Origin of the sequence: Streptomyces sp. PH10-H1 (assembly GCF_030063355.1) — a bacterium.
Classification (GTDB): Bacteria; Actinomycetota; Actinomycetes; order Streptomycetales; family Streptomycetaceae; genus Actinacidiphila.
This window is the reverse complement of record NZ_JASISZ010000061.1, coordinates 14,220-28,352: the sequence shown is the minus strand read 5'-3', so window position 1 is coordinate 28,352 and position 14,133 is coordinate 14,220. Positions and strand designations below refer to the sequence as shown.

The window sequence follows — 14,133 nt, the reverse complement described above, 5'->3', positions numbered from 1 at the left end:
GCGCGTCGGAAACCCTGGCAGAAGTGCCGGGGGAGCGGCGATAGTAAGGCGCACCTGTCGCGCACCTGTCGCGCACCTGCCGATGCGGCTGGAACACTGCGTCGTTCACAGCGAGGGGAACACCGCCATGACCAAACCTGCTCCGCGGCGTACCGTCCTGGCCGCCGTGCTCGCCGCGGTGGCCGCCACCGCGGCCGCTCCCGCCACCGGGGCGGTCGCCGCGCCGCGAGCCGCCGGGAGGACCGGCGCTCAGAGAGCCACCGGGCCGGGCGCGCCGGCCCACGGCACACCGGCCGACACCGCGCCGGTGGACTACACGGGCTGGACGTCGTACACCGACTGGCGGCGCGGCACGCGCGACGGCACCCGGCCGGTGCCGGGGGAGCGGCCCGGCCTGGTGATCGACGACCCCACCGGCACGCTGGTCTACACCGACCCGCACACGGGCACCGTCTCCACTTGGGATTCCGCCATCTGGACCTCCCCGGTGCACACCCTCCGGTACCCCGCGAGCGAGCTGATCGCCTCCTGGAACGCCCGCACCCCGGCCGGTACCTGGCTCCAGGTCGAGCTGCTCGGCACCTACACCGACGGCACCGCCACCCCCGCCTACGTCATGGGCCGCTGGGCCTCCGGGGACGGCGACATCAAACGCACCTCCGTCGACGGCCAGAAGGACGGGAAGAGCAGCATCTGGACCGATACCTTCTCCATCGACGACGCGGCGGCCGGACCGCTGCTCGCCTCGTACCGGCTGCGGGCGACCCTCTACAGCAAGCCCGGCAGCCGTCTCACCCCGACGCTCTGGCGGCTCGGCGCGATGGCCTCCACCATCCCCGACCGCTTCACCGTCCCGGCCTCGGTCCCCGGTGCGGGCGCCGGAAGCGAACTGCCGGTGCCGCGCTACTCGCAGAACATCCACAAGGGCCAGTACCCGGAGTACGACAACGGCGGCGAGGCTTGGTGCAGCCCGACCTCGTCCCAGATGGTCATAGAGTATTGGGGCCGCAAGCCCTCCGCCGCGGATCTCGCCTGGGTGAACCCCGCGTACGCCGACCCCCAGGTCGACCACGCGGCCCGCTTCACGTACGACTACCAGTACAAGGGCTGCGGCAACTGGCCGTTCAACGCCGCCTACGCCGCTACCTACCGTGACCTGCAGGGCATCATCACGCGGCTGCACTCGCTCAACGACATCGAACGACTGATCCGTGCCGGCATCCCGGTGATAACGTCCCAGTCCTTCCTCGCCTCCGAACTCGACGGGGCCGGATACGGCACCTCGGGCCACTTGATGTGCATCGCCGGCTTCACCGCTGCGGGCGATGTCGTGGCCAACGATCCGGCCAGCTCGAGCGACGACGTCGTGCGCAACGTCTACAAGCGCGCGCAGTTCGAGACGATCTGGCTGCGGACCAAGCGCTACAACGCCTCCGGCAAGGTCAGCAGCGGCACCGGCGGCGTCTGCTACCTCTACTGGCCCGCACGCCCGAGCCCCGGGCAGCGCCGCGCACTGGCCGCCCTGGGCATCTGCTGAGCGGATCCATGAAAACCGGCCCTGTGCCCTTCGCGTCGGACTACCCGCGGACTACCTCTCGTGCTCCGATCCGAACGGCACGGGGCCGCTGCCGGTGACCTCGGCACGTCCCGTCTCCGGAATCACCTTGGTGATGACGCACTCTCCCTGCCGCCCGTTGGGCAGTCGGAGATCCACCGTCTTGCCGCGCACCGCCCAGGGGCTTCCGCCGCTGCCGGTGTGGATGCTGCCGTGCCAGGCCGACAGACGGCCCTTCTCCTGGATCGCGTACAGATCGGCTTCGACCGGTGAACCGGTTCCGTCGGCGATCACTGTTGCCCAGCCCCGATAGGTGTTTCCCATGGGGTCAGGATCCGCCGCCTGCCCGACAATTGCGACCTGACCTAGGCGGCGGGGAGGCCGAAGGCGTCGGCCAGCGCGTCGAGTGACGCGCGCAGCAGCGTCGAAGGGCTGTGGCCCATGCCGCTGAACTGGGACGACACTTCGAGGCTGACCGCGCCGTGCATCTGGGACCAGGTGAGTACGGCCCCGGCGAGAGCCGTCGCCGCGCCGTCGTGGGAGTCCGACGAATCCGGCGGGTCCCAGGGGCCCGTGTGCTCCGCGACCCAGTCTGCGACCGCGGTGTCCGCCTTGGCCCAGGCGTCCATCTGGCTCACCAGGGTCAGCATTTCCGCGTTCGGCCGCCCGTGGACGAACGCCTCCATGAACGGGCCGAGCGCGGCTCGGGCCCGCAGCAGGGTGTCCGGTGGGGCGGTGTAGCCGGGGACCGGGGTGCCCGCGATCAGCAGATAGCGGTGCGGCTGCCCGACGGCCCAGGCCCGGAAGGCGCCGGCCAGCGCGTGGAGCCGGGCGCGGGGTGACCCGGACCCGGGCCCGGCCGCGACGGCGTTCTCGATGGCCGTCGCCAGATCGTCGTAGGCGTCGCGGATCAGGACGCTGAGCAGATCGTCGCGGCTGGCGAAGTAGCGGTAGAGGGCCGGTCCCGACATGCCCAGCTCCTTGGCGATACGGGTGAGCGCGATGCCGTCCGTACCGCCGGCGGCCAGCTGCCGCAAGGCGATGTCCTTGATCTCGGTACGCGTCTGCTCTCGGAACCGGGCACGGGGGCCCGCTGCTGCCGCCATCACGGAAGGTGTCCTCTCCTGGGTTGCGTAATCCATCATAGCAACTGTTATTGTGTGTAACGTAAGCGATTGACCGTAACCCGTGCACTCGATGCCGTACGACGGTCACCACCGCACACCCGACGGAAATGGAGAACCCCATGGACATCAACCACGAAGCCCCGGCCGTCGCCGACCTCACCATCACCATCGACGCGTCCCTGGAGACGATCTGGCGGCTGCACACCGCCATCGACGCCTGGCCGCGGTGGAACCCCGGCATCACCGGCGCCCGACTGCGGACGGAGCTGGAGCCGGGCGGGGTCTTCGAGTGGGAGACCGCCGGTCTCTCGATCACCTCCACCATCGGCGAGGTCACGCCGATGAGCCGCATCGCCTGGGGCGGCCCCGCCCACGGGATCGACGGCATCCACGTGTGGACCTTCGACCGGACCGCCGACGGCGTGGTGGTGCGGACCCAGGAATCCTGGGACGGCGAGCCGGTGCTGGCCGACCCCGTCGGGATGCGGGCCGGGCTCGAGGCGTCGCTCGTCGACTGGCTCGGCGCCCTCAAGTCCGCCGCGGAGAGCGGGGCACCCGCCTGAGGCCGGAGGCAACGGCCGGCGACCGCATCCGGACCGGCCACGGCCCTCTGCGATCATTCCCCGAACGGACCCGGCAGACCTGACAGCCCCGACAGGGCCTGATGGACCTGGCGGCTCCGGCGGACCGGATGGAGGGGTGGCCGCGCATGGTGGCGACGAGCGCCGATGAGGCACGGGTGACCGCGTTCTGGCGCGGACTGGGGCTTCCGGGTCTGATCGATGTGCATACCCACTTCATGCCGGAACGCGTGCTGGACAAGGTGTGGGCGTACTTCGACGCCGCCGGCCCGCTGGTCGGCCGGCCCTGGCCGATCACCTACCGCCACCAGGAGGACGAACGGCTGGCGGTGCTGCGCGGGTTCGGCGTCAGAGCGTTCACCTCGATGGTCTACCCGCACAAGCGGGGGATGGCCGCCTGGCTGAACGGCTGGGCGGCGGACTTCGCCGCCCGCACGCCGGACTGCCTGAGCACGGCCACGTTCTTCCCCGAGGAGGAGGCCGCGGACTATGTGCGCGGGGCCGTCGAAGGCGGCGCGCGGGTCGTCAAATCGCATGTCCAGGTGGGGGGCTACGACCCCAATGACGCCTGGCTGGAGCCGGTCTGGGGGCTGCTGGCCGAGGCGGGGATCCCGGTGGTGATCCACTGCGGTTCCGGGCCGGTGCCAGGCAAGTTCACCGGCCCCGAGCCGGTGGCCCGGGTGCTGGCCAGGCATCCCCGGCTGCGGCTGGTCATCGCGCACATGGGGATGCCCGAGTACACCGGCTTCCTCGACCTGGCCGACCGGTACCCCGGGGTCCTGCTGGACACGACGATGGCGTTCACCGACTTCTCCGAAGAGGCCTGCCCGTTGCCCCAGGGGGAGTACGCGCGGCTCGCGGACCTCGGCGACCGGATCCTGTGGGGGAGCGACTTCCCCAACATCCCGTACGCGTACGCCCATGGCCTGGAATCCCTGGCGCGACTGGGCCTGGGAGACGACTGGCTGCGGGCGGTATGCCACGACAATGCCTCGATCCTCTTCGGAATCTGACGGCATGGCTGGTCGAGAGCCCCTAGTGGTTTAGTCCTAGGTCTAGTCCAAAGCCTTGACGGGTTCGCGTCACGGTTGGATTCTGGCTGCGTTTCCCCCACAGGAGGTACGACGTGAAGCGCCTCAAAGCACTCTGTTCCGGGGTGGCCGCGGCCACCCTCGCGGCAGCGGGTCTCGCTGCCGCCGCCACTCTCGGCACCGGCCAGGCCTCCGGCGCCGATGCCACGGCCGGCGCCCTGGGCAACAACTGGTACGCGGCGGCGCCCTACTTGATGCCCCTGGACAACAACCCCCCTAACGCCGGCGAGATCATGGACGCCACCGGGCTCAAGGCGTTCCAGCTCGCGTTCATCCTCGCCCCCAACGGCGGCGGCTGCAGCCCGACCTGGGACGGCACGGGCCCCGTCTCCTCCGACACCGCGGTCGGCTCCGTGATCAGCGGCATCCGCGCCAAGGGCGGCGACGTATCGGTCTCCATCGGCGGTTACGGCGGCACCAAGCTCGGCCAGGCCTGCTCCGACTCGGCGGCGACCGCCGCCGCGTACCAGCAGGTCATCACCAAGTACCAGCTCAAGGCGATCGACTTCGACCTCGAGGAGCCGGAGTACGAGAACGCCACCGCGATCGCCCATGAGATCGGTGCCGCGAAGATCCTCCAGCAGAACAACCCCGGCCTCTACGTCTCGGTGACCACGGCGGGCACCGCCGACGGCACCGGCTGGTTCGGCAAGCAGATGCTGAACGAGGCCAAGGCACAGGGCTTCACGCCCAACAACTTCTCCATCATGCCCTTCGACGGCGGCTTCAACGGAGCGGCGGCGCAGACCAGCGCGCTGACCAACTTCAACACGATCCTGCAGTCGACGTTCGGCTGGAGTTCCGCCACCGCCTACGCCCATGAGGGCTTCTCCGGCATGAACGGCCGCAGCGACACCGGCGAGTACTTCCGTCAGGCCGACTTCCAGACCGTGCTGGACTACGCCACCGGCCACGGCATGGGCCGGTTCACCTTCTGGTCGCTCAACCGCGACCGCCAGTGCACCCCGCCGGACAACGGCACCACCTCCGGCGTCTGCAGCAGCGTCCCGCAGACCGCCTGGGAGTTCGCCAAGTTCTCGGTGAAGTTCGCGGGCGCCACGCCTCCCACCACCCCGCCCACCACGCCTCCGACGACGACGCCGCCCGGCCAGTGCACCGTGGCCGCATGGGACGGCTCGGCCGTCTACGTCAACGGCAACGAGGTCTCCCACAACGGCCACAAGTGGAAGGCCAAGTGGTGGACCCAGAACGAAGAGCCCGGCACCACGGGCCAATGGGGTGTCTGGGCGGACGAGGGCGCCTGTTGACGTCTCGCGGACACCTTGCGGAAACCTGCCCGGGCCAGGCTGCCGGTAGGTGATGATGTGCGGGTCCACCGGCCGGCGGCTGGTGGACCCGCACATGTGCGCGAGTCCGCAGCTGCGCGTTTTGGCAGGTGCATATGCCGGGTGTTCTTCGTCGAAAACGGACGGAACATTTCCGGATGATATTCCGCTTCGATCGGGTGATCGATAGCCTCGGGTCGAGAGGCGGCCGCTATCTTGGCCGGGCCAAGATCATCTGATGAGCTGGAGACCGTGATGGAGCGTCCTGCCTGGGCACCCCAGGGAATTGACCTCTCGGTGCCGAGTGTGTCGCGGATCTACGACTACTACCTGGGCGGATCGCACAACTTCGAGGTGGACCGCGAGGCGGCCCGCAAGGCGATGGAGTTCTTTCCCGGCCTCCCGAAGATCATGCAGGCGAACCGTGCCTTCATGCGCAGAGCGGTCCGTTACGCCGTGGACCGCGGCATCACCCAGTTCCTCGACATCGGCTCCGGCATCCCCACCTTCGGCAACGTCCACGAGGTCGCCCAGGCCGCCAGCCCCGGGGCCCGGGTGCTGTACGTCGACAGCGACCCGGTGGCCGTGGCGCACAGCCGGGCGGTACTGGAAGGCAACCCGACGGCGCGGATCGCCGCCGCCGACCTGCGCAAGCCGCAGTCCATCCTCGCCAGCCCCGAGGCCGACAGCCTGCTCGACTTCGACCAGCCGGTGGCCCTGCTGCTCGTCGCCGTCCTGCACTTCCTGGCCGACGAGGACGACCCCGCCGCCGCCGTGGCCGAACTGCGGGACAGGCTCGCCCCCGGCAGCATCCTGGTCCTGACCCACGCCTCGACCGAGGGCGGGCCCATCTCGACCGAGCAGGGCGGCGGAGTGCAGGGTGTCTACCGCAAGGCCAGCTCCCCGCTGATCATGCGCTCGCGCGCCGAGGTGGCCGAGTTCTTCGACGGGTTCGAACTCGTCGCCCCCGGCCTCGTGTCGATGCCCGACTGGCGCCCGGACACCCCGCCCGGCCACGAGGAGGACCCAGCGGCCTTCGTGGGATTCGCCGGTGTGGGACACAAGGCGTGACCCCACGGCCGGCGGGGACCGGAGACACCGGGGAGGACGTACGGGCCGACGGTCTGCGGCGGCTCCGGCCCGCGGAGACCGGAGACACCGGGCAGGACGTGGTGGACGTACGGGCCGACGGTCTGCGGCGGTTCGCGACCATCTGGAGCCGCGCGATCTACCCGGCCACCGCGACCTCGATGACGCGAACCGAGTTCGAGGAGTACCTGGTCCCGCTGGCCGTCTCACTCGACGAGGCGCTCCAGGCCACCCCTTTCGACCCGCGCCCGGCCTTCGAGGTCGGCGCCGCGCTCGTCGCCGCGCACTGCACCGACCCCGAGGCGCTGCCCAGCATCCTGCGGGTGGTCGACGCGTACCTGGTGCTCTACTGCCCGCCGGGACCGCCCCTGCCGGCCGATGAGAGCCGCGCGCGCTGCGCCCGGCTGCAGCACGCCATCGCGGCCGGTTTCGCCGCCGCGCTGGTCGAACGCACCCGCTATGAGCAGGAGGCCATCTCGCGGGCGGCGATCGCCGCCCGGGCGGAGGCGGAGAAGGCGCTGCAGGCCAGCGAGGCCCGGTTCCGGGCGGTGTTCGAGGGCGCCGCGGTCGGCATCGGGATCGCCGACCTGGACGGCCGGGTCCTGGAGGTCAACGACGCGCTGACCCGGATGTTCGGCGGCGAGCACCACGTCCGCACCAGGAACGTCAGCGACTGGGTGCACCCCGACGACGCGCCCGAGGTCTGGGGACTGTACGGGGAACTGGTCCGCGGCGAGCGCGACGAGTACCGCATCGAGAAGCCGTACTACCGCACCGACGGCACGGTGCTGTGGACCAACCTGACCGTGTCGCTGCTGAGGGATTCCGCCGGCGTCCCGCAGTACCAGCTGGCGCTCATGGAGGACATCACCGAGAGCCGGCTGCTGAACGAGCGGCTGCGCCACGAGGCGACCCACGACACCCTCACCGGGCTCCCGAACCGGGCGCTGTTCTTCGAGCGCCTCGAACAGGCCGTCGCGCCCGGGACAGGCGCCGACCGCCTCGGCCTGTGCTATCTCGACCTCGACGGCTTCAAAGCGGTCAACGACAGCCTCGGCCACGCCGTGGGGGACCGGCTGCTGGTGGCGGTCGCCGAGCGGCTGCAGGCGTGCGTGACCTCGCCCGGCCAGCTGGTGGCCCGCATCGGCGGCGACGAGTTCGCGGCACTGATCGTCAACCCCGCCACGCAGGGCGAGGTCACCGCTCTGGCCGACCGGATCCTGGAGGCGCTGTCCACCACGGTCCGCCTCGACGGCCGTGAGCTGCCCGTCCACGGCAGCATCGGCATCGTCGAGGGCCCCACCGGCACCCGCGGCGCGGCCGATGTGCTGCGCAGCGCCGACATCACCATGTACCGGGCCAAGGCCGCGGGCGGCAACCGCTACGAGGTCGCCGACCCGGACTCCGACGCCCGTGCGATCATCCGGCACGGTCTGACCAACCGGCTGCCGACCGCTCTGGAACGCGGCGAGTTCTTCATCGAGTACCAGCCCCTCATCCGGCTGGCCGACGGCAGCGTCCAGGGCGCGGAAGCCCTGGTCAGGTGGTGCCATCCGCTGCACGGCGTCCTCGGGCCCGACCAGTTCATACCGCTCGCGGAGAGCACCGGCCAGATCGTCCCGCTCGGCCGCTGGGTGCTGCAGGAGTCCGCCCGGCAGGCGCGCGAATGGCAGCGCCGGAGCGCCGACGGCCTACCGGTCCGCGTCAACGTCAATCTGTCCCCCTGCCAGCTGCACTACCCGGGGCTGGTCGACGAGGTCGCCGCGGTGCTGGACGAGACCGGCCTCGACCCCACCGCCCTGTGCCTTGAAGTGACCGAGAGCGCCCTCATCGGCGCCGACGAAGACGCCCTCAAGCCGCTGCGCCGGCTCGTCGACCTGGGCGTGGACATCGCCCTGGACGACTTCGGCACCGGCTACTCCAATCTCTCGTCGCTGCGCTGGCTGCCCATCAGCAACCTCAAGCTCGACCGGGCCTTCACCCGGGGCATCCGGCAGCATCCGGCCGATCCCGTCGACCTCAAGATCGTCGAGGGGATCGTCTCCCTCGCGCACACCCTCGGCCTCACCGTCACCGTCGAGGGCGTGGAGACCCGCACCCAGGCCGAACATCTGGGCCTGCTCGGCTGCGACACCGCCCAGGGCTGGTACTACGCCCGCCCGGGTCCGGCCGAACACCTGCATACACTGACGCTCGCGGACGCAATGAGCGCCTGACTGTCGTCGGCTTCCTCGACGCGGCGGTGATGGCGCTGCCGTGGCTGGTGGCGATCGGGTCGCGGTCGGGCAAGGCGCCCGTCCCCGTTCCGGGCCCGGTGCGCTTCGCTGTGGAGGCCGCCGTCTTCGGTACCGCGGTCGCCGCCCTCGCCACCGCGGGAGTGCCTCTCGTGGCCCTCGGCTACGCCGCCGCGCTCGTCGCCTACCACGCCACGGCGTACGACCGGCTGCGCTGGCTGCTGAGCAACTGACCCCCCGGGGCCCCTGTCTTTGCGGTGTCCGGACCCTCGCCCCGTGACGGCGGGCGCCCGATCAGGCATACTCCATCGCGCCACAGCCGCTGATCAAGCCGCGCCGAGACCCGGCGGGAGACCATCGGCTTCATGGGCACCGCAAGACGTACGGCACCGCCACACCCTGGGCGGACGCCGCCGCGCCTGACAGGGAGGAGCGTGCCGCCATGCCCCACAACGGCCCGCAGCCGGTAGACCGCCAACTGCCCACCGAGGAGGCCCGAGACCTGCTCGCCCTCACCCGCGAGCTGGCTCAGCGGGAGATCGTTCCCCGGGCCGCGGAGGAGGAGGACGCCGGTCACTTCCCCCGCGACACCTTCGCCCTCATCGGCGAGGCGGGACTTCTCGGCCTGCCCTACCCGGAGGAGTACGGCGGCGGGGGACAGCCCTACGAGGTGTACCTCCAGGTTCTTGAGGAGCTGGCGGCCGCCCGGCTCACCGTCGGCCTCGGGGTGAGCGTCCACACCCTCGCCTGTCACGCGCTGGCGCACTTCGGCACCAAGGAGCAGCGCGCCGAACATCTGCCCGCCATGCTCGGCGGGGCGCTGCTCGGCGCGTACGCCCTGTCCGAGCCCGCCGCGGGCTCCGACGCCGCGTCCCTGAACACCCGCGCGGTCCTCGACGACGGCACCTGGACCATCGACGGCACCAAGGCGTGGATCACCCACGGCGGTGTCGCCGACTTCTACACCGTGCTCGCCCGCAGCGGCGCAGAAGGCCCGCGCGGCATCACGGCGTTCCTGGTCCCCGCGGACTCCGCGGGCCTCTCGGCAGCGCAGCCCGAGCGGAAGATGGGCATGAAGGGCTCGCCCACCGCCCAGGTCCACTTCGACGGCGTGACCGTCCCCGACGCGCGCCGCATCGGCGACGAGGGCCAGGGCTTCACCATCGCGTTGTCCGCCCTCGACTCGGGCCGGCTCGGCATCGCGGCCTGCGCGATCGGAGTCGCCCAGGGCGCCCTCGACGAGGCGCTGGCCTACACCCTGACCCGGCGGCAGTTCGGCCGACCACTCGTGGACTTCCAGGGGCTGCGGTTCATGCTTGCCGACATGGCCACCAAGATCGAGGCGGGCCGGGCGCTCTATCTCGCCGCGGCCCGGCTGCGCGACGCGGGCCGGGACTTCTCCCGGCAGGCGGCCATGGCCAAGCTCTTCTGCACGGACGCCGCCATGCAGGTGACCACTGACGCCGTGCAACTCCTGGGCGGTTACGGCTACACCGTGGACTTCCCCGTCGAGCGCTATATGCGCGAGGCCAAGGTGCTGCAGATCGTGGAAGGCACCAATCAGATCCAGCGCATGGTCATCGCCCGGCACCTCGCGGGGCCGGAGAGCAGGCCGTAACGCGGCGCCGGTGCCGCACCCCCCGGGGATGCGGCACCGGCCTCCGAGCGATCGCCGCCGGGGTCAGGCCGCGCGCTGGCGCGGCACCCGCACCGGGCGCGACTCGGGGCCGGCCGCGTGCGAGAACGGCTGGGTGCGCCAGTCGAGTCCGGCGGGCAGAGTCAGCAGCGTGCCCAGGTCCTCCGCGGAGTACTCCATGCCGTCCACCGGCTCCGCGTCCCGCAGCGCGCGGCCGGAACCGGGGCAGACGGTGAGGCCGAACGGGTTCCACGGCGTGGGGCACAGGGCGTGCTCCGGCAGCAGCTCCTCACCGGCGAACAGCGCGATCGGCCGTGCGCAGTCGGGGCAGTGCACCCGCAGGATGTCGTAGACCTCCTCGCCCTCCTCGTCGAACGCCTCCTCGGCGTCCGGCGCGGCGGTGTCGAACGCGTCAGCGCGTTCGTGATCCTCCTCGACTGCGGGCTGCGTACTGTCGCCGCGGCTGTGCCGCACATGGGTGCGCATAGTGGAATCCCCCTTGGATGAACGCCCGTGAACGGGCCCGCCGGGCACAACGGCCACGGCCATATCGAGCACTTCCCGCCCGTTGCCACCGGTAACCACGGCGGCCGCCGCTGCGCCGCGCAGACGGTGTGGCCTTCGTCACATGTGGTGCCGGACGAGGCGCGTGCGCCCCCGGGCGGCACGCCGTCCCACGCCCGCGTGCCCCCTCCCCGCTGTGCCGGAGGCCCCCGGGGGCAGTAAGTTGACCGCCGTGGAGGAGCTGGACCAGCAAATCGTGGAACTTCTCGTCGCCGATGGGCGCATGAGCTATACCGACCTGGGCAAGGCCACCGGCCTGTCCACCTCGGCGGTGCACCAGCGGGTGCGCCGTCTGGAGCAGCGCGGGGTGATCCGCGGCTACGCGGCGATCGTCGACGCCGAAGCGGTCGGACTGTCACTGACGGCGTTCATCTCGATCAAGCCGTTCGACCCGAGCGCGCCGGACGACATCGCGGAACGCCTTGCCGAGGTCCCCGAGATCGAGGCCTGCCACAGCGTGGCGGGGGAGGAGAACTACATCCTCAAGGTCCGCGTCGCGACCCCCGGCGAGCTGGAGCACCTGCTCGCCCGGATCCGCACCCTGGCCGGGGTCTCCACCCGCACCACCGTCGTACTGTCCACTCCGTACGAGGCCAGGCCCCCGCGCATCTGAGGGCGCCGGCCAGGGGAGAGACTGTCCCTCATGAACGAGCGCACTCCCTCCACCACCGTGCTGCTGCGCGGCGGAACCGTCTACAGCCCCGCCGACCCCTTCGCCACGGCCATGGTCGTGGAGGGCGGCACCGTCGCCTGGGTGGGGTCCGAGGGCGCCGCCGACTCCTTCGCGGACGGCGTCGACGAAGTGGTCCGGCTCGACGGCGCGCTCGTCACCCCGGCATTCACCGACGCCCATGTCCACACCACCGCGACCGGTCTGGCGCTCACCGGGCTCGATCTCTCCGCCGCCGCCTCCCTCGCCGACGCGCTCGCCCGCACGGCCGCGTTCGCCCGTGCCCACCCCGGCGACCGGGTGCTGCTCGGCCACGGCTGGGACGAGTCGCGTTGGCCCGAGCGGCGGGCGCCGTCCCGCCAGGAGCTGGATGAGGCGGCGGGCGGCCGTCCGCTCTACCTCACCCGCGTCGATGTGCACTCCGCCGTCGTCACCACCGCGCTGCTGGACCTGGTCCCCGGTGTGCGCGAGCTGGCGGGCCACCACCCCGAGGGCTCGCTCACCCGCGACGCGCACCACGCGGTACGCCGCGCCGCGCACGCCGCCGTCACCCCCGCGCAGCGGCTCGCGGCGCAGCGTGCTGCGCTGCGCCATGCCGTGTCGCTGGGCATCAGCGCCGTCCATGAGTGCGCCGGCCCCGACATCTCCTCCGAGGACGACCTCACGGGCCTGCTGGCGCTCGCCGCGGCGGAATCCGGTCCCCAGGTCTTCGGCTACTGGGCGGAGGCCGTGAAGGACGCCTCGGGCCTCGACCGGATCCGGGACCTGGGCGCCATCGGCGCGGGCGGCGATCTCTTCGTCGACGGCTCCCTCGGCTCCCGCACTGCCTGTCTGCACGCCCCCTACGCCGACGCCCCGCACAACGGCACCTCGTTCCTCGGCACCGACGCCATCGCCGCCCATGTGGCCGCCTGTACGGAAGCCGGTGTGCAGGCGGGCTTCCACGCCATCGGCGACGCCGCCGTGTCCTGCGTCGTCGACGGCGTGCGGGCCGCGGCGGAACGCGTCGGCCTGGACCGGATCCGGGCGCTGCGCCACCGTGTCGAACACGCCGAGATGCTGACGCCCGACGCGATCACCGGCTTCGCCGCGCTCGGTCTGATCGCCTCGGTACAGCCCGCCTTCGACGCGGCCTGGGGCGGCGAGGAGGGCATGTACGCACAGCGGCTCGGTACCGAACGCGCCCGTACGCTCAACTCCTTCGCGGCCATGGTGCGAGCCGGAGTGCCGCTCGTCCTCGGCTCCGACAGCCCCGTCACCCCGCTCGACCCGTGGGGCGCGGTGCGCGCCGCCGCCTTCCACCGCACCCCTGAACACCGCATCTCGGCCCGTGCCGCCTTCAACGCCCACACCCGGGGCGGCTGGCGGGCGGTCGGCCGGGACGACACCGGCGTCCTGGTGCCGGGCGCGCCCGCCGACTACGTGCTCTGGCAGGGCGGTGAACTGGTGGTTCAGGCCCCGGACGAGCGCGTCGCCAACTGGTCCACCGACCCGCGCTCGGGCACGCCGGGACTGCCGGACCTCGCGCCGGACCGTGCCCTTCCGGTGGCGCTGCGCACCGTGGTGGCCGGGCGCACGGTCTACGCACGGCCGAACGAGTGACCCACAGCGGCCACATGCGGCCGAACGGTGTGCCCTCGGCCTGTCGCGCAGACTCCGCAGGCCCCGCACTGACCTGCTGATTTGAAGGATCATCGCAGGTCAAGTGACTGTTGACAGCCAACGGTCGAAGGCGAGTAGGTTCGGCCGAGTCCACCACAGGACGTCGGACCGGGGACCCTCCGCGAATCCGTCGACCGCCGCTGGGCCATGGGGTGTCGCGCCGCACGTGCACGCCGCCACTGGCAGCCAGGTCCAGCGTCAGCGGCACGGAAAGCGGCTCGCTTCACGGCGAGTGCCGCCGGACGGCAGGTGTGACCCGGGAAGGGCCCGGACGCCCAGTAGACAACGGCCTTGGCGCCGACTCGCAGCCAGCGGGTCCCAGGTCGGCCCGAAGGGCGTTCCGGGCCCGTTCCGTAGCGGGCGTCTCCCGCACCGGCCGGTGCCGTGCCCGGACCGGGCGCCATGCCCGCACCGCACCGCCGGCCTCCCGCACCAGCCCGAGCTCGAGCCGGGCGCCGCGCCCGCGCCGTGCCGCGCCGCCTTCCTCACGTCGCGCACCGGCCCGTGCCAGCACTGGGCGCTACGCCCGCGCCGCACCGTCTTCCTCACGCACCGGCGCGTGCCAGGACCTGGCTTCGCGCGCGAGGGGACTGTCCAGCGGGTCGGTTCCGTCGCAGGGCACAGGGCACACCCGCGTA

General features: G+C 71.8%; 13 protein-coding genes. 10 read left to right on the top strand and 3 right to left on the bottom strand.

What is annotated here, in order from left to right; translation table 11 throughout:
- The first annotated feature begins 127 nt into the window (after window positions 1-127).
- Window positions 128-1,537, top strand: a complete 1,410-nt coding sequence (locus QMK24_RS29805; RefSeq protein ID WP_283469928.1) for a C39 family peptidase — start codon at window positions 128-130, stop codon at window positions 1,535-1,537.
- A gap of 51 nt (window positions 1,538-1,588) precedes the next feature.
- Here QMK24_RS29805 and QMK24_RS29800 read toward each other — a convergent pair whose 3' ends face one another.
- Together QMK24_RS29800 and QMK24_RS29795 are read right to left on the bottom strand one after the other, a co-directional pair.
- Window positions 1,589-1,879 carry a hypothetical protein gene (locus QMK24_RS29800; protein ID WP_283469927.1) on the bottom strand — a complete coding sequence of 97 codons (291 nt, stop codon included), beginning with the start codon at window positions 1,877-1,879 and terminating at the stop codon, window positions 1,589-1,591.
- Between the two features lie 41 nt (window positions 1,880-1,920).
- Entirely contained in the window at window positions 1,921-2,664 is a 744-nt protein-coding gene (locus QMK24_RS29795) for a TetR/AcrR family transcriptional regulator (RefSeq protein ID WP_502962544.1), read from the bottom strand.
- A 137-nt stretch (window positions 2,665-2,801) separates the two neighbouring features.
- On the opposite strand from QMK24_RS29795, the gene QMK24_RS29790 reads away from it, so the two are divergent.
- From QMK24_RS29790 to QMK24_RS29760, 7 genes are all read left to right on the top strand, one after another.
- Window positions 2,802-3,245, top strand: a complete 444-nt coding sequence (locus tag QMK24_RS29790; RefSeq protein ID WP_283469925.1) for an SRPBCC family protein — start codon at window positions 2,802-2,804, stop codon at window positions 3,243-3,245.
- A gap of 146 nt (window positions 3,246-3,391) precedes the next feature.
- Complete coding sequence (locus QMK24_RS29785) at window positions 3,392-4,276, top strand: amidohydrolase family protein (protein ID WP_283469924.1); 885 nt, start codon at window positions 3,392-3,394, stop codon at window positions 4,274-4,276.
- A gap of 113 nt (window positions 4,277-4,389) precedes the next feature.
- Window positions 4,390-5,622 (top strand): chitinase, encoded by a 1,233-nt coding sequence (locus QMK24_RS29780; RefSeq protein ID WP_283469923.1) that lies wholly within the window; start codon window positions 4,390-4,392, stop codon window positions 5,620-5,622.
- 273 nt (window positions 5,623-5,895) lie between these two features.
- Window positions 5,896-6,711 (top strand): SAM-dependent methyltransferase, encoded by an 816-nt coding sequence (locus QMK24_RS29775; protein WP_283469922.1) that lies wholly within the window; start codon window positions 5,896-5,898, stop codon window positions 6,709-6,711.
- Between the two features lie 98 nt (window positions 6,712-6,809).
- Window positions 6,810-8,945 carry a putative bifunctional diguanylate cyclase/phosphodiesterase gene (locus tag QMK24_RS29770; protein WP_283469950.1) on the top strand — a complete coding sequence of 712 codons (2,136 nt, stop codon included), beginning with the start codon at window positions 6,810-6,812 and terminating at the stop codon, window positions 8,943-8,945.
- 29 nt (window positions 8,946-8,974) lie between these two features.
- On the top strand, window positions 8,975-9,196 hold the full coding sequence (locus QMK24_RS41965; RefSeq protein WP_283469921.1) for a DUF2568 domain-containing protein: 222 nt from the start codon (window positions 8,975-8,977) through the stop codon (window positions 9,194-9,196).
- 209 nt (window positions 9,197-9,405) lie between these two features.
- On the top strand, window positions 9,406-10,581 hold the full coding sequence (locus QMK24_RS29760) for an acyl-CoA dehydrogenase family protein (RefSeq protein ID WP_283469920.1): 1,176 nt from the start codon (window positions 9,406-9,408) through the stop codon (window positions 10,579-10,581).
- Window positions 10,582-10,644: 63 nt separating this feature from the next.
- Here QMK24_RS29760 and QMK24_RS29755 read toward each other — a convergent pair whose 3' ends face one another.
- Window positions 10,645-11,085 carry a hypothetical protein gene (locus QMK24_RS29755; protein WP_283469919.1) on the bottom strand — a complete coding sequence of 147 codons (441 nt, stop codon included), beginning with the start codon at window positions 11,083-11,085 and terminating at the stop codon, window positions 10,645-10,647.
- Window positions 11,086-11,335: 250 nt separating this feature from the next.
- Between QMK24_RS29755 and QMK24_RS29750 the strand changes: the two genes are divergently transcribed.
- Both QMK24_RS29750 and QMK24_RS29745 read left to right on the top strand, forming a co-directional pair.
- Window positions 11,336-11,776 carry an Lrp/AsnC family transcriptional regulator gene (locus tag QMK24_RS29750; RefSeq protein ID WP_138353046.1) on the top strand — a complete coding sequence of 147 codons (441 nt, stop codon included), beginning with the start codon at window positions 11,336-11,338 and terminating at the stop codon, window positions 11,774-11,776.
- A 30-nt stretch (window positions 11,777-11,806) separates the two neighbouring features.
- Entirely contained in the window at window positions 11,807-13,435 is a 1,629-nt protein-coding gene (locus QMK24_RS29745) for an amidohydrolase (protein WP_283469918.1), read from the top strand.
- Window positions 13,436-14,133: the final 698 nt, after the last annotated feature.

Excerpts from the sequence above, each read along its gene's own strand:
- QMK24_RS29805 (WP_283469928.1), top strand. The coding sequence starts at position 128 with ATGACCAAACCTGCTCCGCGGCGTACCGTCCTGGCCGCCGTGCTCGCC.
- QMK24_RS29800 (WP_283469927.1), bottom strand. The coding sequence starts at position 1,879 with ATGGGAAACACCTATCGGGGCTGGGCAACAGTGATCGCCGACGGAACC.
- QMK24_RS29790 (WP_283469925.1), top strand. The coding sequence starts at position 2,802 with ATGGACATCAACCACGAAGCCCCGGCCGTCGCCGACCTCACCATCACC.
- QMK24_RS29785 (WP_283469924.1), top strand. The coding sequence starts at position 3,392 with ATGGTGGCGACGAGCGCCGATGAGGCACGGGTGACCGCGTTCTGGCGC.
- QMK24_RS29775 (WP_283469922.1), top strand. The coding sequence starts at position 5,896 with ATGGAGCGTCCTGCCTGGGCACCCCAGGGAATTGACCTCTCGGTGCCG.
- QMK24_RS41965 (WP_283469921.1), top strand. The coding sequence starts at position 8,975 with ATGGCGCTGCCGTGGCTGGTGGCGATCGGGTCGCGGTCGGGCAAGGCG.
- QMK24_RS29760 (WP_283469920.1), top strand. The coding sequence starts at position 9,406 with ATGCCCCACAACGGCCCGCAGCCGGTAGACCGCCAACTGCCCACCGAG.
- QMK24_RS29755 (WP_283469919.1), bottom strand. The coding sequence starts at position 11,085 with ATGCGCACCCATGTGCGGCACAGCCGCGGCGACAGTACGCAGCCCGCA.
- QMK24_RS29745 (WP_283469918.1), top strand. The coding sequence starts at position 11,807 with ATGAACGAGCGCACTCCCTCCACCACCGTGCTGCTGCGCGGCGGAACC.